Origin of the sequence: Microbacterium sp. CJ77 (assembly GCF_002911615.1) — a bacterium.
In the GTDB taxonomy this organism is placed as follows: domain Bacteria; phylum Actinomycetota; class Actinomycetes; order Actinomycetales; family Microbacteriaceae; genus Microbacterium.
The window spans coordinates 166,304-185,243 of sequence record NZ_PQBR01000023.1 but is presented as its reverse complement, the minus strand read 5'-3'; the positions used below and the strand labels follow the sequence as shown (position 1 = coordinate 185,243).

Below are 18,940 nucleotides of genomic sequence, written 5' to 3'. Positions count from 1 at the left end.
TAGACCGCGGGCGTCAGTCGAGGTGGTGGGCGAGAGCTTCGAGGAGTCCGCGCATGCCTTCTTCGCGTTGCGGGGCATCGGCGATGAACCGGTCGAAGAACACCCCGTGCTCGACGTGAGTGAGTCGCGTTCCGAGGGGTGTCGGCTCGAACTCGAATGAGGCGACGGAAGTCGACATATGGACCCCGTCGAGCCACATGTCGTAGGTCGTGACGATACGGACGTGCTCGATGATGTCGGCATAGACGCCCTCGTAGCGGGAGACGGGGCCGCCATGGAACTTGGCCTCGTCGATGTCGCGGCCGCCGACGCGGAAGTCGAACGCCCAGACGCTGCGATCGAATGTGTCGCCGTCGCCGAACCACTCGCGTCTGCGCTCTTCCTCCGCGAACGCGCGCCAGACGTTCTCGACGGGCACCGGATATTCGCGGGTGAGGGTGAAACCGGAGTGGGCGAGTCGGCGGTCGTTCATCGGGGGTTCCTAGCGCGTGAAGGTGACGTGGATGGTTCCGCTCTCCGCGACCTCGGTCGTCACGGTGTGGGTGCGCTCGAGCCCGCGCAGGTCTTCCCACACGCGGTTGCCGCGACCCAGAACGACGGGCGCGACCGCGACGTGAAGGTCGTCGACGAGGCCGCTGCGCAAGAAGTCGCGTGCGGTGCGGATGCCCCCGCCGACCCTGACGTCGAGGCCCGCCGCGGATGACGTCGCCTCGGCCAGGACATCCTCGATCGCTCCACTGCGGAAATGAAAGGTCGTTCCGCCCTCCATCGGGATGGATGCTCGCGGTGCGGAGTGGGTGAGGACGTAGACCGGACAGCCGAACGGCGGCCGGTCCCCCCACCATCCTCTCCAATCCGCGTCCTCGGGGTGGGAGTGGAGCCCGAACATGGCCGCGCCCATGATCTCCGCGCCGACACCCTCGAAGAATGCTTTCGCGTACCCGTCGTCGATGCCGGTCGTTCCCGCGCCGCCGGTCTCGCCGAACACCTTCTGCCGGAAGGTGCGGGTCGCCGCGTACGCCGCCGTCAACGGTCCCCAGTCGTCACCCATCGGGTTCTCCGAACCGGGTTCGGGTGCGGCGGTATACCCGTCGAGCGATGAGAAGAGGTCGATGCGTACGCGCGTCATGTCAGGTCTCCTTCGAGGTCGTGCGAGCCAAGTGGATGCCGAGGCGGTCCGCCCGGCGTTCCGCCGGAGTCCTCCGCTCATCGAGCCAGAGGTGTAGGACGTCGAGGGCTCCGGGGCGGAGCGTCACCGTGCGAACGCGTCCCTGCTTGCTCGACGTGATGACGCGTGCGTCCTCGAGCACGCGGAGATGCTGGAGCAGGGAGGGCAGTGCCATCGAGAACGGCGCCGAGATTTCGGAGACCACCGCCGGCGACTTCGCCAAGCGCTCCACTATCGCCCGTCGGGTGGGATCCGCGAGCGCGCGGAACACCGCGTCCACCTCATCGGAATAGTTAGGCACATACCTAACTATTCCGAACCGCGACACGCGCGTCAACCCGTCGCCTCACCACGCGCCGCGAGATCGACAGATTGAGCCTCTCGAAGGCTCAACGGATCAGACGGTCGCGTACCAGCCGTCGATCGCGAGGTCCGACCCGGCTCGTGGCATGTACTGATCGAAATACACCCGCGACACGAGTTCACGGCGGCTGGTGACGCCCGCCTTCTCGAAGATCGACTTGAGGTGATCCTGCACGGTGTACGGCGACACATGCATCGACGCCGCGATCTCCTTGGTGTCTGCGCCGCGCAGCACCGCCCCGACGACTTCGCGCTCCCGGATCGTCAGCGCAAAAGCAGCCGCAACGATGTCGATGACCTCCTGCGGGCGCGCTTCCTCGATCGTCACGACCACGTCGCCGGCACGGTCGCCGAGACCGCCGAGGGGTGCAGCGTGCAGTACGAGCCAGACTCCGTCCGCCGTGCGCGTCCGGGTGCGCGGCATGGCGGGGGAGGCTCCCGAGGCGAACCGGCGGGCGCCGCTGACGAGCGCCTGGATGTAGGTCAGGGGGTCGGCGCCGGGAGCGGAGAGTTGCGCGAGCCGCTCCTGCGCGCCGGGGCTCGATTGCACGATGCGATCCGACGAATCGAAGATGATGACCGCCGGGCCTGACGGATGCACCGTCTGCCTGCGGGCCAACTGGGAGAGCAGACCTGTCCGGATGCCGCGCGTCAGTGCCGGCGCGACACTCGCGAGGAAGGCCAGCTCACGAGCGTCGAACACGGCGTCGTCGCTGCCGCGCAGCACCGACATCGTGCCCCACACGCCGGCGCGATCGGCGAAGACCACTCGCGCCTCATCGACGTACCCGAACCGGGGCAGTACCAGGTCGGCCATACGCTCGATGCGCTCGACCTGGCCGCCCGTCGTCGCGTGGATCCCCACGGCGACATGTCCCGCGGACGCGATCGCGTCGTAGTGCGTCGCGTCGGGTTCGCCGCCGTACTCGATGCGCGCCCAGTCGACGTCCGCGTCGTTCCTGCCGTACAGGTCGCCGAGCTTGTGGGTGCTGGAGATCATCGAGGTCGCGGGATCCGTACTCGAGAAACAGCCCGCGATGAACGGTACGACGGTCAAGAGGGCGTTCGCGGACTCCTCCATGAACTCCGCCAGGGGAAGGCCCGCGCGGGAGATCACTTCGATGTCGCTGCGCGCGCGTCCGGTGGCCAGGGCGATGGACATGGAAAAAGTGTCCTCCCTCGGGGCCGGCGCCGCCATCCCAGGATTCTGGGGGTACGAAACTCCCCGGATCTCTGGGATGGATGCCGGTCGTGGCCTCGGGCAAAGTCGTGCCGTCAGATCATCCGAGAGAACGGTAACCACCATGTTGTCATCCACCGATATCGCCCTCGACGAGCGCGCCGAGAAGCTGCGCGAAGCGCTCGGCACCCGTGTCGTCCTCGCCGGCGACCCCGACTACGACGCCGTCCGTGTGCCGTGGAACGTGGCCGTCGAACAGCGGCCGTTCGCGGTCGTCACCCCCGAGTCTGCGGAGGACGTCGTCGCCGTCGTCCGTGCGGTGACCGCCGCCGGTCTCCGGCTCGCCCCGCAATCCACCGGCCACGCCGCGCCGGCGCTCGCCGACACCGATCTTTCGGACGTCGTGCTCGTTCGCCTCGCCGCCCTGCGCGGGGTCACCGTGACCCCCGAGACCCGCACCGCGATCGTGCTGGGCGGATCGCACTGGAACGATGTCCTCGCCGCCGCCGCCCCGTATGGGCTGACAGCCCTCCACGGCAGCGCGGGCGACGTGTCGGTCGCGGGGTACTCGCTGAACGGTGGCGTCTCGTTCTATGCCCGAGCGCACGGACTGGGCGTGAACGCGGTCCGTGCTGTCCAGATGGTCACGGCGGACGGTTCACTCGTCCGTGCCAGCGCGGAGGAGAACGAGGACCTGTTCTGGGCCGTCCGCGGCGGGTCGGGTGCGTTCGGCATCGTGGTCTCGCTCGAGATCGAGCTGCTTCCCTACGCCGACGTGTTCGCCGGGATGCTGCTGTGGGACGCCTCGCACACTCCAGTGGTCAGCCGGGCGTGGAAGGACTGGACGTCCTCCGTGCCGGAATCGGTCACCTCGACCCTGCGAGTCCTGCATCTGCCGCCGCTGCCCGAACTGCCGCCTTTCCTCTCCGGCCGTTCGGTCGTCGTGATCGATGGGGCGGTTCTGGAGTCGGATGCTCGTGCAGCGGAGTTGCTCCTTCCTTTGCGTGAACTCGCGCCCGAGGTGGACACGTTCGCTCGCATCCCCGCCGCTGCCCTCGTCCAGGTCCACATGGATCCTCCCCAGCCGACCCCCGCGATGACACGTCACCGGATGCTCGGCTCGCTGCCGGATGAGGCCGTCGCGGCGTTCGTGGCGGTCTCCGAAGATCCGGCGCTCTTCATCGCCGAGCTGAGGCACGTCGGTGGCGCCGCCTCCCGACCGGTTCCAGGTGGCGGGGCGGTGTCCGCGCTCGCCGGGGACTACGTCGTGCACGCGATCGCGGTGGCCCCCGTGCCGGAGGCGGTACCCCCCGCGCTCGCAGCGGCGACGGCGTTCGTCGAGGCGTTCGAGCCGTGGGCTCACGACGCGCTGGCGCTCACGTTCCTCGACGGGGGCATGGATCGTGCGTTCGGGTTCGGAGCTTCGCTCGATCGGCTGCGCGCCGTGAAGGCGCAGTGGGACCCGCGTAACGTGTTCGCGGCGAGCAACCCCGTTTAGCCGTCGCGGTTCGAAGTCGACGGGCCAGGGTGAGCGACCTCGGTAGCTCACCCTGGCCCGCTTCATCCACGGGAGACGGCGTTCCCTGCCGCGATGTTCAGTTCGTCAGGAAAAGGACGCTGACGAGCATCGCGATGATGAAGGTGCTGAAGGCGAACCCGACATAGGTCTGACCCGTGACGATGGACCGCGCGCGCGTGGTCAGGCTGTTGACGTCCGACGAGGAGAACGTCGTCGCGATCTGGGCGGACAGCTAGGAGTAGTCGGCGAGCCACGCGGCGATCCGTCGGCCCGACTTCGCTGAACTCCCCGGGAAGCGACACCATGTGGCTCTCGTTCGCGATGAGGACGCAGGAGTCGCCTGGATAGGCTGGAACGATGACGACCACGCAACGGTCGGCGCCGGAGACGTCCGGCGGACGCCCTTCCACGATCAAACGATGGGTGTTCTGGCCGGCTGCGGTCGTCGCCCTGTCGTTCAGCGCCTTCGCCCTCTTCGCGCCGCACCTCGCCGAGGAGTTCTTCGGCGCCGTGCAGTCGACGATCATCAACGCTTTCAACTGGTACTACGTGCTGATCGCGGCTTTCTTCGTCGCCTTCGCCCTCGTCATCGGGTTCAGTCGGTTCGGCGACATCCGTCTCGGCGCCGATGACGAGAAGCCCGAGTTCTCGCTCGGCGCATGGTTCTCGCTGCTCTTCGCGGCCGGCATGGGAATCGGTCTGGTGTTCTACGGGGTCAGTGAGCCGCTGAGTCACTTCGTCTCGCCCCGACCGGGTGTGACCGGAACGCCCGAGCAGCTCGCGCAGTCCGCCCTCAGTCAGACGTACCTGCACTGGGGTGTGCAGGCATGGTCGATCTACGTCGTGGTGGGGCTCGGGCTGGCGTACGCGATCCACCGGCGCAAGCGCCCGATCTCCATCCGCTGGTCGCTCGAGCCCCTCCTCGGCAAGCGGGTCGAGGGCGGTTGGGGCAACGCGATCGATGTCGTCGCGCTCGTCGGAACGCTCTTCGGTGTCGCGACGTCGCTCGGCCTCGGTGTGCTGCAGATCAGCGCAGGATTGGATGCCGCGGGTCTGTTCGAGCCGACGGTGCCCGTCCAGATCGGCATCATCGCCGTGATCACGGTGCTGGTTCTCGCATCCGTGCTGTCGGGCGTGACGAAGGGCATGAAGTGGCTGTCGTCCTTCAACCTGATCCTCGCCGGGCTGCTCGTCGTGTACCTGCTCGTGTTCGGGCAGACGGAGTTCTTGCTGCGCGAGTGGGTGCAGTCGATCGGCAACTACATCCAGAACTACATCGGCCTGTCGTTCAACGTCAGCGCCTTCCAGGGCGCGGCCGGTGAGGCGTGGCAGGCGGGGTGGACGTCCTTCTACTGGGGATGGTGGATCTCGTGGGCCCCGTTCGTCGGCATCTTCATCGCCCGCATCTCGCGGGGCCGCACGGTGCGACAGTTCGTGATGGGCGTCATCATCGTGCCGACGCTCATCACGATCCTGTGGTTCAGCGTGCTGGGCGGATCGGCGCTGTACATCGAACTGACCAACCCCGGAGCCCTCACGCAACCCGACGGCAGCGTCGACCTCAACACGGCGCTCTTCCAGATGCTGGAGTACATTCCGGGCACGCCCGTGCTCACGATCGGCGTCATCGTGCTGATCACGGTCTTCTTCGTGACGTCGTCGGACTCGGGCGCGCTCGTGATGGGGATGATCGCAACCGGCGGTCAGATCAACCCACGCCGATGGGTGCGGGCCTTCTTCGCGGTGACGAGCGCGGTCCTCGCGATCGCCCTGCTGCTCGCGGGGGGCCTTCAGGCTCTCCAGACGGCGGCGATCATCATCGCTCTGCCCTTCAGCGTCGTGATGCTGCTGATCTGCTGGTCCACCGTCGTCGCCTTCAGCAGAGAGCGCCGCGCCTACGACCGGGCCGCCCGAGCGCAGTTCGTCGACCACATCGGCGAGTACTACGGGCTCGAGGTCGAAGAGCCGACCGCTCGCGGCGCACTGCGGGAGCCGTCTTGGATGCGCCGCCTCGCGCATCGCATCGGTCTGCAGCAGGATCCGCCGCGCGACGGCATGACCGCAGCGTCCGACGGGCCTCCACGCGCGGCGTCGACGGAAGCCCTCGACGCCGCCAACGTCGAGCCCTCGGGCGTGCCGACGAGCGATGTCGACCGGGTCGTGGAGCACGATCCCCGGTCATCCGATGATGTGGACGATGTGCCCGACCGCGAGATCCACGACGGCGGCGAGCCGCTGCGATAGGTGCCGTCGGCGATCGTCGTACGCCGTCATGCGCCGCGAACCGGGCGGGATCGGCCCGCCCGTCCGTCGGCGCCTCAGTCCAGGTGCTCGCCGGGGGCGGAGCCCGCGTCATCCGCTCGCTCTTCCGGCGGTTGGCCCCGCTTGCGCGGGTCGAGCTCGCTGACGACCGCGCCCGCGACGATGAACGCCGCCCCGAGGATCGCTATCGCGGGCAGGCGCTCCCCCGCGATCCGCCCGACGATCCCGGCCCACACGGGTTCGCCGGCGTAGATGATCGTGGCCCGGGTCGGAGAGACAGACCGTTGCGCCCAGTTCATCGTGAGCTGGATGATGCAGCTCGCGGCTCCCAGGGCGACGGCCGCGCTCAGCCAGACCCACGAGAAGGCGGGAGGCTGCTCGCCGACGACCGGCATGGTCGCCAGCCCCAGCAGGCCGGCGACGAGAAGCTGCACCACCGTCACCCGGCCCAGGTCGACCCGGCCCGCGAACACACTGATGAGGATGATCTCGGCCGCGATCGGAAGCGTGCTCACGAGGGTCGCGATCTCGCCCGCGCCGAAGGCGAAGCCGACGCTCGTCGGGTCCGCCACGAGAATCAGCCCGACGAATGCCAGTGTCACCCCGATCCAGGTGAGCGGCCGCGGCGGTTTGCGGAAGACGATCCACTGCAGAACGGGGACGAGCGGGACGTACAGGGCCGTGATGAAGGCGGATGTGCTGCTGTCGATCGTCTGAAGCCCGACGGTCTGCAGGCCGTAGCCGAGGAAGATCATCACGCCGATCGCGGACCCGGCGCCGATCTCTCGCCAGCGCATGCCCGGCAGAACGCGCGCGAAGATGACCGCGCTGATCACCCCGGCGGTCAGGAATCGCATGCCGACGAAGAACCACGGGCCGCTGTACTGGACGGCGACGTGGACGATCAGGAACGTCGAGCCCCACACGGCGGTGATCAGAACGAGAGCGAGTTCCTGCCGCGTGAACGGTCGCCAGCGCGACCCGAGTTTTGGCACGCTTCACACCCTAGGGCGGGCGGAACGTTCTCGACGGCCGTATGGACCGGCAGCTCCCGCAGGCCGGCGATCGCGACGTCCTGGTCGGCGACCCGCGACTCCCCCGGCAGGCGTAGCACTGCGTCGCAGTGCTGCAGGAGTCGTTGCGCGACCGGGTACATCACGTCCGCAGCCAGCGGGTCGGTCGGCCGTTCCCCCCTGGACTCGCTCGCGGAACGCGGTGTTCGATTGCTGCACGCCGACTGGCGGAGCGCTACCGAACGCGACGGACGTCGAGAGCGCCCGGCACGCTCACACGCTCGCCGAGGTCTTCGCCCCGCGCGAAGCGACCCCACACGGCGCGCACGCGGCGACCGGATGCGTCGATGTCCGCCCACGCGGTGCCCGTGACGAGGTCGGCGGTGCGCCAGGCATCCGCGTCCCCGAACAGCAGGGGCAGGTCGACGGTGTGCGCCGAGCCCCAGCCGCTGCCCGGCGCCGACCAGTTGATGACGTAGTGATGCGCGCGTCCGCCGGCCCGAGCGTGACGGCGCGCGAATCGTCGACTGTCCCGCGCGTACACGAGACGCGTGACGAGGGCGACCACCGCCCGCCCGACGAGCGCGCCGAGCACCGGAATCCGCAGCACGCCCTGCAAGCTCGGCAAGCGGGGCAGGAACAGGGCGGCCTCTTCCGCGGTGTGTCCGATCAGGATGTCGATGCTCGGCGCCGCGGCATCCCAGGCCGCGTCCAACCCGGCCTCGTCGGGCAGCGGCGCCTGCCCGTACTGCGTGCCGAACGCCATGCCGCCCTTCAGCCCGAAGCGCGATGCGGCCTGGTCGACCGACGGTTGCATTGCGAGGATGTCTGCCGGCGACGCATCCGGATCCGCTCGCCCGAGCGACTCGTCGAAGACGTCGTTCATCGCTGCCGACATCGCCGATCGCCCGCGTGCCAGGCCGAGCGGCGCGCTCTGGATGATCGCGCGCGCGAAGAGTCCCGCCGCACCCGGGGTCGCCATGAGGTGCGCGACCGCGTCACCGCCGGCCGACTGCCCGAACGCCGTGACCTGGCGCGGATCGCCCCCGAAGGCCGAGATGTTGCGCTGCACCCACGCGAACGCGGCGAGCTGATCCAGCAGGCCGAGGTTGGCGGGACGCCCCGGCACTCCCCCGAGGAAGCCGAACAGTCCGAGGCGGTACGTGACGGTGACCACGATCATCCGTTGTTCCGCGACGAGAGCGGCGGGGTCCATGATCGGCAGGTCGCCCGCGCCCGAAACGTACGAGCCGCCGTGGATCCAGACCATGACGGGCAGGTCGTCGCCCGGCGCTGTACCCGCGGGCATCGTGATCGACAGGTGCTGGCAGTTCTCGTCGAGGCGCCGCTGGTCGAGGGTGCTGCCGAGGACGCGGTCGAGAAACGGCATCGCGCGCTGCGGGCAGGCCGGTGACCAGTCCGTGGCTGCCAGCGGCTCGATCCCGTCGGGGATGGCGGATGGCTCGGCGAACCGCCGCGCGGACGCGTACGGAATGCCGGTCGCCCGAACCACCGGCCCGTCGGCCCAGCCCCGGACCGGCCCGCACGGCGGTGCGAACTCGGGAGTGAACGCGGACTCAGGGGCAGGGTCGGCGGTCACAGCCAGTGCTTCTTGCGGAACACGACGTAGAGCGTGATGCTCGTCGCGGCCATCATCGCCAACGCCATGGGATAGCCCCACACCCAGTGCAACTCGGGCATGTAGTCGAAGTTCATGCCGTAAACGGTTCCGACGAGCGAGGGTCCGAAGAGGATGGCGGCCCAGCCCGAGATCTTCTTGACCTGCTCGTTCTGCTCGAGCGCCGTGTCGGTCTGCCGCTCGCTCACGAGCGTGGCGTTGACGGTGAGCGCGTTCTCGAGCAGCGACCGGAACGTTGCGATCCGATCGGTGATCGACAGCGTGTGGTCGTGCACGTCACGCAGCGAGCGTTGCAGTTCGATGTCGACACCGTACTTCTCGGCGCCGCGATGGAGGCCTTCCAGCATCTCGGCGAGAGGCTGGGTCGCGCGTTGGAAGCTGATCACCTCGCTCGAGAGCTCGTAGATGCGTTGCGAGAGCGACGCGCCCCCGCCGCCGAACAGAGAGTCTTCGATCTCGTCGATGTCGTTCTCGACCCCCGCCACGACCGGCCGGTATTCGTCGACGACCTCGTCCAGGATGGCGTAAAGCACCGCCTCGGGTCCGAGCGACAGCAGCTCGGGCTGTGACTCCAGGCGATGGCGGACGCGTGCCAGGTCGGGTGATTCGGCATGCCGGATGGTCACCACGAAGTCGGGTCCGACGAAGACGTGCAGCTCGCCGAACTCGACCGTCTCGGTCGCATCCATGTAGCGCGCGGGCCGCAGCACGGTGAACAGGATGTTCCCATAGCGCTCCAACTTGGCGCGCTGATGACCGGTCAGCGCGTCCTCGACGGCCAGGGGGTGGAGCGAGAACTCGTCTGCCACCTGGCGGATCTCCTCGGGCGTCGGCCGGAACAGGCCGATCCAGGCCATGCCCCTCCGTGCCCGCATGAACTCGAAGGTCTCGCGCAGGTTCGCGGGGTTCTCGATCCGGCGGCCGTCCACGTACACGGCGTTATCGACGATGGGCATCGTGGATCAGAGCCCCCGAAGTCCGTCGATGCTGAATGCGTTCTTCTGAGCGCGGTACTCGTGCATTCCGTCCGGGCCTTTCTTCTCGGCGTGGAGCCGGATGAGATCGCGCTCTTCGCGCACGTCCATGACCGGCACGCCCCAGCCGCACGAGTCGCTGACGCGCGTGACATCGACCGCGATGACCGCCCGCGTGCTGGGGTTGTCGGGATGCCGTGCCACCACTTCTTCGAACCCGGCCTCGCCGGGCAGCAGGACCGTGCCGGTGCCGTGCAGGCGAACGATCCGGGGGCGGCCGTCGAACGACGTGAACATGACGCAGATGCGCCCGTTCTCGCGCAGGTGCGCAATCGTCTCGATGCCGCTGCCGGTGTAGTCGACCCATCCGACCCTTTTCGGTCCGAGCACCGAGAAGGTGTCGTGTCCGCGCGGCGAGACGTTGACGTGACCGTCCTCCGCCAGGGGCGCCGTCGAGACGAACCAGAGGGGCTGAGCCTCCATCCATTCGGCGAGCTTCGGATCGATGGCGTCGAGGACTTTGCCCATGGACCTCACGATATCGCCGCCGGGTGAACAGTCCGTTCGGTGCCGCGGCGATGGCCCGCGATCTGCCCTGACGGTTCGCCAGCTCGAGTCGTAGGCTCGCACCATGACCGGACTGGTGCCCTACCTCAGATTCGACGGCCGGGCGCGTGAGGCGCTGACGTTCTACCGCGACGTCTTCGGCGGTGACCTCGAGATCCATACGTATGCCGAGATGGGCAACGGGGAGGGACATCCGGATGCGGTGGCTCACGGCATCCTCAGTGGACGCGTCGCACTGTTCGCCTCGGATGTCGCGGGCGGCGAGGCACCGCTCGCACCGCTCGCGACCGCGGGGCTGATGTTCTCACTGCTCGGCACGGCCGACCCGGCGACGCTCTCGACCTGGTTTGCGGCGCTCACCGAGGGGGGCGAGGTCGTCGACCCCCTGCAGGAGCGGCCCTGGGGAGCCCACGACGGGCGGGTGACGGATCGCTTCGGGGTGCCGTGGCTGATCGGCTACGAGGACTGAGGCCCATCGTGAAGAGAAAGCCCGTGCAATTGTCCGGCGCACACGTGCTCATCACCGGCGGGGGCAACGGCATCGGACGGCTGATGGCGCTCGGCGCCGCTGGGCGCGGTGCTCGCGTCACCATCTGGGACCTCTCCGAGGAACGCGGACGCCGGGTTCGCGACGAGATCCGCGCGCGGGGCGGCAGCGCTGAGGCTGCGACGGTCGACATCACGGATCGGGAAGCCGTCGACCGGGCCGCTGCCGAGACGGGGGCGGTCGACATCCTGGTCAACAACGCGGGCGTCGTGACGGGCAAGCGACTGCTCGACGCGGAACCCGATGCCATCCGGCGTACGTTCGAGGTCAACACCCTCAGCCTCTACTGGATGACGCGCGCATTCCTCGGCGGGATGATCGCACGCGACCGCGGCACGGTCGTCACGATCGCCAGCGCCGCGGGACTCGTCGGTGTCGCGCGTCAGACCGACTACTCGGCCAGCAAGTTCGCCGCCTTCGGTTTCACCGAGTCGCTGCGGGCCGAACTCGGCGCGGACCACAGCCGCGTCGGCATGCTCGTGGTCTGCCCGTACTACATCAACACCGGCATGTTCGCGGGGGTCAAGACGAAATATCCGCGGCTCTTGCCGATCCTCGACGAGCAGGACGTCGCGACCCGCATCCTGGACGCGATCGAGCGCGGCAAGCGCCAACTCATCATGCCCCGGCTCGCGCGGTTGATCCCCGGAGCCCGGATGCTGCCGGTGCCGGCCTTCGACGCCGTGTTGAACGCCCTCGGCATCAACAAGACGATGGACGACTTCCGCGGGCGCGCGGACGGACGGTAGCTGGCGCCCCGTCAGCGCGTGGCGGTAACCGCGAGGAGGTCCGGGTGGTGGATCTCGGCGACGTCCGGGTGCGCGCGCAGCCGCGACTTGAGCTGGTTCTCGCCGTACGAGCCGTGGATGACGTTCGTCGGATCCTGTTCGATCCCCCGCGCAGCGGCGCGGTACTCGGGCGACATGACCAGCCGAGGGACGACAGCGTCGAGACGCGGGTTGAAGAAGAACGGAACCGAGATGCGCTCGGAGCCCTCGGCGGGAGCGATCACGCGGTGCACGGTCGCTCGCAGGTAGCCGTCCGTCGCCCACTCGAGCAGTTCGCCGATGTTGACGATCAACGCACTGTCCTGCGGCGGCACGTCGTGCCACTCGCCCTGGTATTCGACCTGGAGGCCTCCGGCATCCGGCTCGATCCAGAGCAGCGTGAGAACGCCCGCGTCCTTGTGTCGCCCGACCCCCTGGCGGGAGCTCGCCGTTTCGGGCACGCCGGGGTAGCGAGCAACCTTGATGTGGATGGAAGGCTCGTCCTCGAAGATGTCGAGAAGCTGCGCGGGGTCGCTGCCGAGCGCCTCGGACCAGGCGACGAGAAGTCGGCGGCCGATCACCTCGAGACGGTCTCGCCACTCTTCGATGACGGTGCGCAGCTCAGGCAGGGCGCTCGGCCACTGATTGGGGCCTTCCAGGCGCAGATACGCGGGGTCGTCGGGCCCGAGTTCGCGCGCCTCGCGCCCGGGGCCGATGTCGATCTGCTCGCGCCAATCGACCTTGCCCTGCGTGAGCTCGCCGCCGACGCGCGCGTAGCCGCGGAAGTACGGGGACTTCAGGTTCTCGATCTCGAGCTTCTGCTCGTCGGGCAGAGCGAAGAACGCGCGGGACGTCGACAGCAGTCGTGCCTGCAGCTCATCGGGGATGCCGTGACCCACAAGGGTGAAGAAGCCCACCTCGTGCGTGGCGCGACGCAGTTCGTCGCGGAATCGATCGGCCGCCGCCGGTCCCTGGTCGAGCAGCGAGAGGTCCAGGACGGGGATCGGCGTGGCAGTCATGCTCCCGACGTTAGTCAGCAGTTCGGCGACGACGAAGTTGTGTTTCAGAGCATGACGACCCGCCGGGATGCTTCGGCCCTGGCTCGTCCGTCAGTGCCCGAACGTCCCGCTCCCGCCGGACGGCGGTAGCGTCGAAGGATGGCCCTCGCATCCCGCACGTCCAGCCGTTCTCCGCGACCCGCTATCGACCTCACGGTCGTGGCGAGTTCCTGGCTCACCCCGCACCTGGTGCGCGTGACGCTCGGAGGACCGGGATTCGCCCGGTTCGAGGATCGTGCGGAAACCGACAAGTACGTCAAGCTGATGTTCACGGACACCGATTCCCTGATCGTCACGAGGACATATACGGTTCGCCGTGTCGATCACGAGGCGCAGACGCTCGACATCGACTTCGTGGTGCATGGTGACGAGGGTCTGGCCGGCCCCTGGGCGGCGTCGGCGGCACCGGGTGCGTCGCTTCGACTGATGGGGCCGGGTGGCGGGTACGCCCCGAACACCGAGGCATCCTGGTACCTCTATCTCGGTGATCTGTCGGCCGTGCCCGCGATCGCCGCGGCGCTCGCGGCTCTGCCCGCCGACGCCGTCGGGGCCGCTTTCATCGAGGTCGACGCGGAAGACGCCATCGTCACGCTCGACGCGCCGCACGGCGTCGACGTGCACTGGGTCGTCGACGCTGAGCACGCGACCGAAACACTCGCCGATCGCGTCCGCGGCATGACGTGGCGCGACGGGACGGTCGACGTCTTCGCGCACGGGGAACGCGAATCGATGAAGGCGCTCCGGCGCGCGCTGTTCGACGAGCGCGGACTCGATCGTGGCCAGGTCTCGCTCTCGGGCTATTGGGCGCGCGGCCGGACCGAGGACCGCTTCCAGGCCGAGAAGCGCGAGCCGATCGGCCAGATCCTCTAGATCTGCGCCGCGCTCAGGCCCGCACCAGGTTCAAACTCCGACGCGAGCGAACGCGTCGCGGCTGATCCCCTGGTCGAGCACGACCTTGGCCCATTCGCGGGCGCTGTGCAGCGAGTGGTCGCGGAAGTTGCCGCACTCGATGGCCGAGACCCCCGGGATGTCGGCCTCGACGGCCTCGTCCGCGATGAAGCGGAGGCTCTCGGTGAGCGCCGCGACGACGTCCGCGATCTCGGGCTCTCCCCACATCAGCAGGTGGAAGCCGGTGCGGCAGCCGAAGGGTGAGATGTCGATGACACCGTCGATGCGATCCCGCAGCAGCCCCGCCAGCATGTGCTCGAGCGTGTGCAGCCCGGCCGTGGGGATCTCCCCCGCGTTCGGTTGGACGAGCCGCACGTCGAAGTTCGTGATCGTGCCCCCACCGGGACCGTGCTCGACCCCGATGCGACGCACGTAGGGTGCGAGCACCGCGGTGTGGTCGAGGGTGAAACTCTCGATCTCTGCCATCAGTTCCTCCTTGCGAACGCCACTCGGCCTCCTGACCGTCAACGAGGTGTGTTCCCATCGTGCACGAAACCGAGCCCGTCGCGGCAATGCACCAGTATGCGCGAAGACGCAGCCGATGGGGCTCGGGCCGGAATAGCCTCGAGACATGGACGACCGATTCCGCTTCTCGACCGACCCGGACGACATCGATCGCGAGCTCGTGCACCGCTGGCTGAGCGAGCAGTCCTACTGGGCTCTCGGGCGTCCGCGTTCCGTGCAGGAAGCGGCGATCGACGCATCCCGGAACTATGCCGTGATCGACGATGAGTCGGCCGCGCAGGTCGCGTACGCGCGCGTCGTGACCGACGGTGCGACGTTCGCCTGGCTGTGCGATGTCTTCGTTGACCCGGATGTCCGGGGTCTCGGCGTCGGCGTCGGCTTGATGGAGGGGGTCGTCGCGGACCTGCAGCCGCTCGGCCTGCGGCGCATGGCGCTCTCCACCGCCGACGCGCACGGACTCTACGAGAAGGTCGGTTTCGCTCCGCTCGAACGCCCCGAGCAATGGATGGTGCGCGTCCAGCGGTGACGGCGCGCGCGGGCGACCTCAGGCAGGGAGGCGGGAGAACGCCGCGGCCCGCTCGACCTGGTCACGAGTGGGCGCGACGCCCGTGTAGCGCTCGAACTGCCGCGCCGCCTGCAGAGCGACCACCTCGGCCCCCGAGATGACGGCGACGCCCCGCTGTCGGGCCGCGCGGATCAGCGGCGTCTCGGACGGGAACGCGACCACGTCGAACACGGTTGATGCCGCGGCGATGTGAGCGTCCGAGAACGACTGTGCCGAGGCATCCGCGCCGTCCATGCCGAGCGGGGTGACGTTCACCAGCACCGCGGCGCCGGGCGCCGGGTCGGTGGCGACCCAGCGATAGCCGTACGTGGAGGCCAGCGCGCGTCCCGCCTCCTCGTTGCGGGCGAGCACCGTGAGGTCATCGAACCCCGCACCCCGGAACGCCGCGACGACGGCCTTGGCCATTCCGCCCGACCCGCGCACGACGACCGACTGCGCCGGGTCGACCGCGTGCTCGGCGAGCAGGGTCTCGACGGCCTCGTAGTCGGTGTTCGACGCCGTGAGTGTTCCGGCGTCGTTCACGATCGTGTTGACCGATTCGATCGCGTCGGCCGAGGCCTCGATCGCGTCGACGAGTGGAATGACCGCCTCTTTGAAGGGCATCGACACCGAGCAGCCGCGGATGCCGAGTGCCCGCACTCCCCCGATCGCAGCCGTGATGTCGTCGGTCGTGAACGCCTTGTAGACGAAGTTCAGCCCGAGCTCGTCGTAGAGGAAGTTGTGGAAGCGCGTGCCGAGATTGGATGGACGGGCCGCCAGAGAAATGCACAGCGTCATGTCTTTGTTGAGAATGGGCATGGCTTCATTCTGCCGCCGCTGACTCCGCCAGCAGCAGGTGCGGTGCGGCTCGGTCGATTCGGGGCATCGCAGCGCGGCGCCGCGCCCGGGATGACCGGCGTCCCGACGATCTAGACTGGATGCATCCCCGTTTCGAAACCAGGTTCCACCGTGTCCACCGCCTCCACTGCGACGCCCGCCAGCCCGCCGCGCTTCGCGCTCCGGCATGCGCAACTCGCGCGCGCCGGAATCGCGGCGATCGCGGCGATCATGGTGACCTTCTCACCCGATCATTCGGCCGCGGTCGGCCTCGCGGTGTTCAGCGGTTTCGCGATCGTCAGCGGCCTGATCGAACTGATCGCGGCCTGGTTGACCTACCCCGCCGGGCGCCGAGCGGTGCCCCTGCTGCTCGGCGCGCTGTCCGTCATCGCGGGGATGCTCGCCGGGATCGTCGTCTGGCGTTCCACGACCTTTTTCTTCTCGGTGGTGATCAGTTGGGCGCTCGTCACCGGGCTGATCGAGGCCATCTGGGCCCTACGGGAGCGCCGCTCCCCCGCCCTGCGCCCCGAGGCGCGTGACTCGTTGGTGGTCGGTGTCTTCACCGTGCTGCTCGGCCTCGGCCTGCTGCTCGTTCCCGCTCAGTACGCGCTGACCTACCGCATCGATGACGTCGATGCAGAGTTCACCCTGACCGGAATCACCATCGCCGTAGGGATCTTCGGCGGCTACGCGGCGATCATCGCCGTCTTCCTCGGAATCGCCGGTTTCTCGCCCACCCGAGGAGTGACCGCCACGGCGGATACCCACCCGGCGGACACCGGCACGGCGCCCGCGCGGCGCGAGGAGGAGACGGCATGACGGATCGACCCACCCGGCGCGAGCTCATGCGACCGGTTCAGCTGCTCGGTGTCGCCTTCGTGTGCGCCCTGTTCGCCGCCGTCGTGACCTTCGTCTCGACCGGCGGGTTCCAGGCCAGCGTGGGCGTTCTCGCCCTGCCGCTCACCGCGATCATCGGCGGTGTGACCTTCATCGTCGTCCTGTTGGGGCTGTCGCTGCTGCTGCTCGCGGTCGACCCCGCGCAGGTGCAGAAGCCGGTCGACCGCGCTGTGCTGCTCGACGATCTCGTCGACGGCGTTGCCGACGGTGAACCGGACGCGTCCCGCGACTGAGAGCGCCTCAGGCCTCGCGGTCGACGAGCTCCATCGCCAGACCCGTGTAAGTCGCGGGCGTGAGCGCCAGCAGACGTGCGCGTGCCTCCTCGCCGATGTCGAGCCCGCGGATGAAGTCGGCCAGATCCGCCGCGTTCACGCGACGGCCCCGGGTCAGTTCTTTCAGCAGAGCGTAGGGGTCGGAGATCGTGGAGCGACCGGCGACGACCTCGGCACGGACGACCGTCTGGATGGCCTCGCCGAGAACCTCCCAGTTGGCCTCGAGATCGGCCGAGAGCAGATCCTGCGCGAGCGCGATCTCGTCGAGACCACGGCGCAGGTTGTCGAGCGCGAGCAGCGAGTGACCGAAGGCGACACCGATGTTGCGCTGCGTCGACGAGTCGGTCAGGTCGCGCTGCAGGCGGCTCGTCACGAGCGTCTGCGACAGCGAGGCGAACAGCGCGCCCGCGATCTCGAGGTTTGCCTCGGCGTTCTCGAAACGGATCGGGTTGATCTTGTGCGGCATGGTGGACGAGCCCGTAGCGCCCGCGATCGGGATCTGCGTGAAGTATCCGAGAGAGATGTACGTCCAGACATCCGTCGCCAGATTGTGCAGGATGCCTCCGGCGTGGCGGGCGCGGTCGTACAGCTCGACCTGCCAGTCGTGCGACTCGATCTGGGTCGTGAGCGGGTTGAAGCCGATGCCGAGCGACTCGACGAACTCGCGCGCCACGAGCGGCCAGTCGACGTCGGGGCCGGCGGCGAGGTGCGCCGCCCACGTTCCGGTCGCACCGGAGAACTTGCCGAGGTACTCGGATGCTCCGATCGCGCGTTCGACGCGAGCCAGGCGCGCCGCGAACACCGCGATCTCTTTGCCCATCGTCGTGGGGGTCGCGGGCTGGCCGTGGGTGCGCGAGAGCATCGGGGCCGCGCGGTGCTCGACCGCCAGCTCGTCGAGGCGCTCGCGCACCGCTGACAGGGCCGGCAGCCAGACACGCTCGACGGCACGTTGCACGGTCAAGGCGTACGCCAGCGAGTTGACGTCCTCGCTCGTCGCGGCGAAGTGCGTCAGCTCGGCGATGCGGTCGAGCCCGAGCGTCGCCAGACGGTCGCGCACGAGGTACTCGACGGCCTTCACATCGTGGCGGGTGATCGCCTCGCGCTCGGCCAGCCAGGCGATCTCCTCCGCGCCGAACGAACGGTAAAGCTCGCGCAGCGCATCCCGCTCGGTCTCGGCCAGCGGGGCGGTGCCGAACAGCGATCGATCGGTGAGGGCCAGGAGCCACTCCACCTCGACCTCGACACGGGCGCGGTTGAGACCCGCCTCGGAGAGGTACTCCGCGAGGGGCGCGACGACGCCGCGGTAGCGGCCATCGAGCGGGCTCAGAGGCTGGGGGGGAAGGGACGTCACGAGGATGCTCCGAAGGGGAAGGCGGCGGTGCGCGATCCCGGTCGAAGTGCGGGTTCGAGCTGGCGGAAGAGCGACCGGGTCGCGTCCTCGATCATACCGAGCACGTCATCGAACATCTCGGTCGCGGCGTAGTACGGATCCGGAACGTCGAGAGTCGTGGGGTTGGGGAGGAACCCCAGCAGCAGCGCGACCTTGTCGGCGTCCTCTTCCGTGCGTGCCCAACCGCGGAGAATTCGCTCGTGACTCCGGTCGAGCGCGACGACGAGGTCGTTGACGTCGAAGGTGTCCGCCGTGAACTGCCTGGCGCGATGCCTGCTGCCGTCGTATCCGCGTCGTTGCAGCGCCGCGAGCGTGCGCTCGTCGCCGCGCTCGCCCACGTGCCAGTCGCCCGTTCCGGCGCTGCTGGACGCGACGTGGGCGCCGTGCCCCGAGGCATCCGCCAGCTGCCGGAACACGACCTCGGCCATGGGAGAGCGGCAGATGTTGCCCGTGCAGACGAACACGACGCGAAACGGCGCAGAGGCGTCCAAGTTCCGCGTCATCAGCCCATTCTGCCCGCCTGCGTGTCC

21 protein-coding genes are annotated in these 18,940 nt (G+C 68.7%); 8 read left to right on the top strand and 13 right to left on the bottom strand.

What is annotated here, in order from left to right:
• Positions 1-13: 13 nt before the first annotated feature.
• The 4 genes from C2868_RS12745 to C2868_RS12730 all read right to left on the bottom strand — a co-directional run bounded on the left by C2868_RS12745 (position 14) and on the right by C2868_RS12730 (position 2,693).
• Entirely contained in the window at positions 14-472 is a 459-nt protein-coding gene (locus C2868_RS12745) for an SRPBCC domain-containing protein (protein WP_100812512.1), read from the bottom strand.
• Positions 473-481: 9 nt separating this feature from the next.
• Positions 482-1,129, bottom strand: coding sequence for a dihydrofolate reductase family protein (locus tag C2868_RS12740; RefSeq protein WP_103663437.1), 648 nt, complete (start codon positions 1,127-1,129; stop codon positions 482-484).
• Position 1,130: 1 nt separating this feature from the next.
• The gene (locus C2868_RS12735) at positions 1,131-1,469 is read right to left on the bottom strand and encodes a helix-turn-helix transcriptional regulator (protein ID WP_100812510.1); all 339 of its coding nucleotides are present in this window, start codon (positions 1,467-1,469) and stop codon (positions 1,131-1,133) included.
• Positions 1,470-1,565: 96 nt separating this feature from the next.
• Positions 1,566-2,693 (bottom strand): helix-turn-helix transcriptional regulator, encoded by a 1,128-nt coding sequence (locus tag C2868_RS12730; RefSeq protein WP_103663436.1) that lies wholly within the window; start codon positions 2,691-2,693, stop codon positions 1,566-1,568.
• A 142-nt stretch (positions 2,694-2,835) separates the two neighbouring features.
• Here C2868_RS12730 and C2868_RS12725 point away from each other — a divergent pair, with 142 nt between their 5' ends.
• Entirely contained in the window at positions 2,836-4,209 is a 1,374-nt protein-coding gene (locus C2868_RS12725; protein WP_103663435.1) for an FAD-binding oxidoreductase, read from the top strand.
• Between the two features lie 378 nt (positions 4,210-4,587).
• Positions 4,588-6,474 (top strand): BCCT family transporter, encoded by a 1,887-nt coding sequence (locus C2868_RS12720; RefSeq protein WP_100812507.1) that lies wholly within the window; start codon positions 4,588-4,590, stop codon positions 6,472-6,474.
• A gap of 74 nt (positions 6,475-6,548) precedes the next feature.
• Here the strand turns inward: C2868_RS12720 and C2868_RS12715 are convergent, their stop codons facing one another.
• The 4 genes from C2868_RS12715 to C2868_RS12695 all read right to left on the bottom strand — a co-directional run bounded on the left by C2868_RS12715 (position 6,549) and on the right by C2868_RS12695 (position 10,646).
• Positions 6,549-7,487: a DMT family transporter gene (locus tag C2868_RS12715; protein WP_100812506.1), complete on the bottom strand. Its 939-nt coding sequence runs from the start codon at positions 7,485-7,487 to the stop codon at positions 6,549-6,551.
• 253 nt (positions 7,488-7,740) lie between these two features.
• A complete protein-coding gene (locus tag C2868_RS12705) occupies positions 7,741-9,105 on the bottom strand; it encodes a carboxylesterase family protein (protein WP_103663434.1) in 1,365 nt (454 codons plus the stop codon).
• Positions 9,102-10,100: a magnesium/cobalt transporter CorA gene (gene corA / locus C2868_RS12700; protein ID WP_100812504.1), complete on the bottom strand. Its 999-nt coding sequence runs from the start codon at positions 10,098-10,100 to the stop codon at positions 9,102-9,104. The genes C2868_RS12705 and corA overlap by 4 nt, the downstream gene beginning before the upstream one ends.
• Before the next feature lie 6 nt (positions 10,101-10,106).
• The gene (locus C2868_RS12695; RefSeq protein ID WP_103663433.1) at positions 10,107-10,646 is read right to left on the bottom strand and encodes a pyridoxamine 5'-phosphate oxidase family protein; all 540 of its coding nucleotides are present in this window, start codon (positions 10,644-10,646) and stop codon (positions 10,107-10,109) included.
• Positions 10,647-10,749: 103 nt separating this feature from the next.
• Here C2868_RS12695 and C2868_RS12690 point away from each other — a divergent pair, with 103 nt between their 5' ends.
• Both C2868_RS12690 and C2868_RS12685 read left to right on the top strand, forming a co-directional pair.
• Positions 10,750-11,154, top strand: a complete 405-nt coding sequence (locus tag C2868_RS12690; RefSeq protein WP_103663432.1) for a VOC family protein — start codon at positions 10,750-10,752, stop codon at positions 11,152-11,154.
• Between the two features lie 23 nt (positions 11,155-11,177).
• The gene (locus tag C2868_RS12685) at positions 11,178-11,981 is read left to right on the top strand and encodes an SDR family oxidoreductase (protein ID WP_258034446.1); all 804 of its coding nucleotides are present in this window, start codon (positions 11,178-11,180) and stop codon (positions 11,979-11,981) included.
• A gap of 11 nt (positions 11,982-11,992) precedes the next feature.
• Here C2868_RS12685 and C2868_RS12680 read toward each other — a convergent pair whose 3' ends face one another.
• Positions 11,993-13,018, bottom strand: a complete 1,026-nt coding sequence (locus C2868_RS12680; RefSeq protein ID WP_103663431.1) for an isopenicillin N synthase family oxygenase — start codon at positions 13,016-13,018, stop codon at positions 11,993-11,995.
• 138 nt (positions 13,019-13,156) lie between these two features.
• Between C2868_RS12680 and C2868_RS12675 the strand changes: the two genes are divergently transcribed.
• Entirely contained in the window at positions 13,157-13,927 is a 771-nt protein-coding gene (locus tag C2868_RS12675) for a siderophore-interacting protein (RefSeq protein ID WP_103663430.1), read from the top strand.
• A gap of 30 nt (positions 13,928-13,957) precedes the next feature.
• On the opposite strand, the gene C2868_RS12670 is transcribed toward C2868_RS12675, so the two are convergent.
• On the bottom strand, positions 13,958-14,431 hold the full coding sequence (locus tag C2868_RS12670; RefSeq protein WP_103663429.1) for an S-ribosylhomocysteine lyase: 474 nt from the start codon (positions 14,429-14,431) through the stop codon (positions 13,958-13,960).
• Between the two features lie 145 nt (positions 14,432-14,576).
• Here C2868_RS12670 and C2868_RS12665 point away from each other — a divergent pair, with 145 nt between their 5' ends.
• A complete protein-coding gene (locus C2868_RS12665; protein WP_103663428.1) occupies positions 14,577-14,996 on the top strand; it encodes a GNAT family N-acetyltransferase in 420 nt (139 codons plus the stop codon).
• Positions 14,997-15,014: 18 nt separating this feature from the next.
• Here C2868_RS12665 and C2868_RS12660 read toward each other — a convergent pair whose 3' ends face one another.
• Positions 15,015-15,833 carry a shikimate 5-dehydrogenase gene (locus tag C2868_RS12660; RefSeq protein ID WP_100812479.1) on the bottom strand — a complete coding sequence of 273 codons (819 nt, stop codon included), beginning with the start codon at positions 15,831-15,833 and terminating at the stop codon, positions 15,015-15,017.
• Between the two features lie 150 nt (positions 15,834-15,983).
• On the opposite strand from C2868_RS12660, the gene C2868_RS12655 reads away from it, so the two are divergent.
• Complete coding sequence (locus C2868_RS12655) at positions 15,984-16,670, top strand: DUF308 domain-containing protein (protein ID WP_103663427.1); 687 nt, start codon at positions 15,984-15,986, stop codon at positions 16,668-16,670.
• A complete protein-coding gene (locus C2868_RS12650; protein WP_100812477.1) occupies positions 16,667-16,981 on the top strand; it encodes an amino acid transporter in 315 nt (104 codons plus the stop codon). Before C2868_RS12655 ends, C2868_RS12650 begins: the two co-directional genes overlap by 4 nt.
• 7 nt (positions 16,982-16,988) lie before the next feature.
• On the opposite strand, the gene purB is transcribed toward C2868_RS12650, so the two are convergent.
• The gene (gene purB / locus C2868_RS12645; protein ID WP_103663426.1) at positions 16,989-18,371 is read right to left on the bottom strand and encodes an adenylosuccinate lyase; all 1,383 of its coding nucleotides are present in this window, start codon (positions 18,369-18,371) and stop codon (positions 16,989-16,991) included.
• Positions 18,368-18,913, bottom strand: a complete 546-nt coding sequence (locus tag C2868_RS12640) for a low molecular weight protein-tyrosine-phosphatase (RefSeq protein WP_103663425.1) — start codon at positions 18,911-18,913, stop codon at positions 18,368-18,370. The genes purB and C2868_RS12640 overlap by 4 nt, the downstream gene beginning before the upstream one ends.
• Positions 18,914-18,940: the final 27 nt, after the last annotated feature.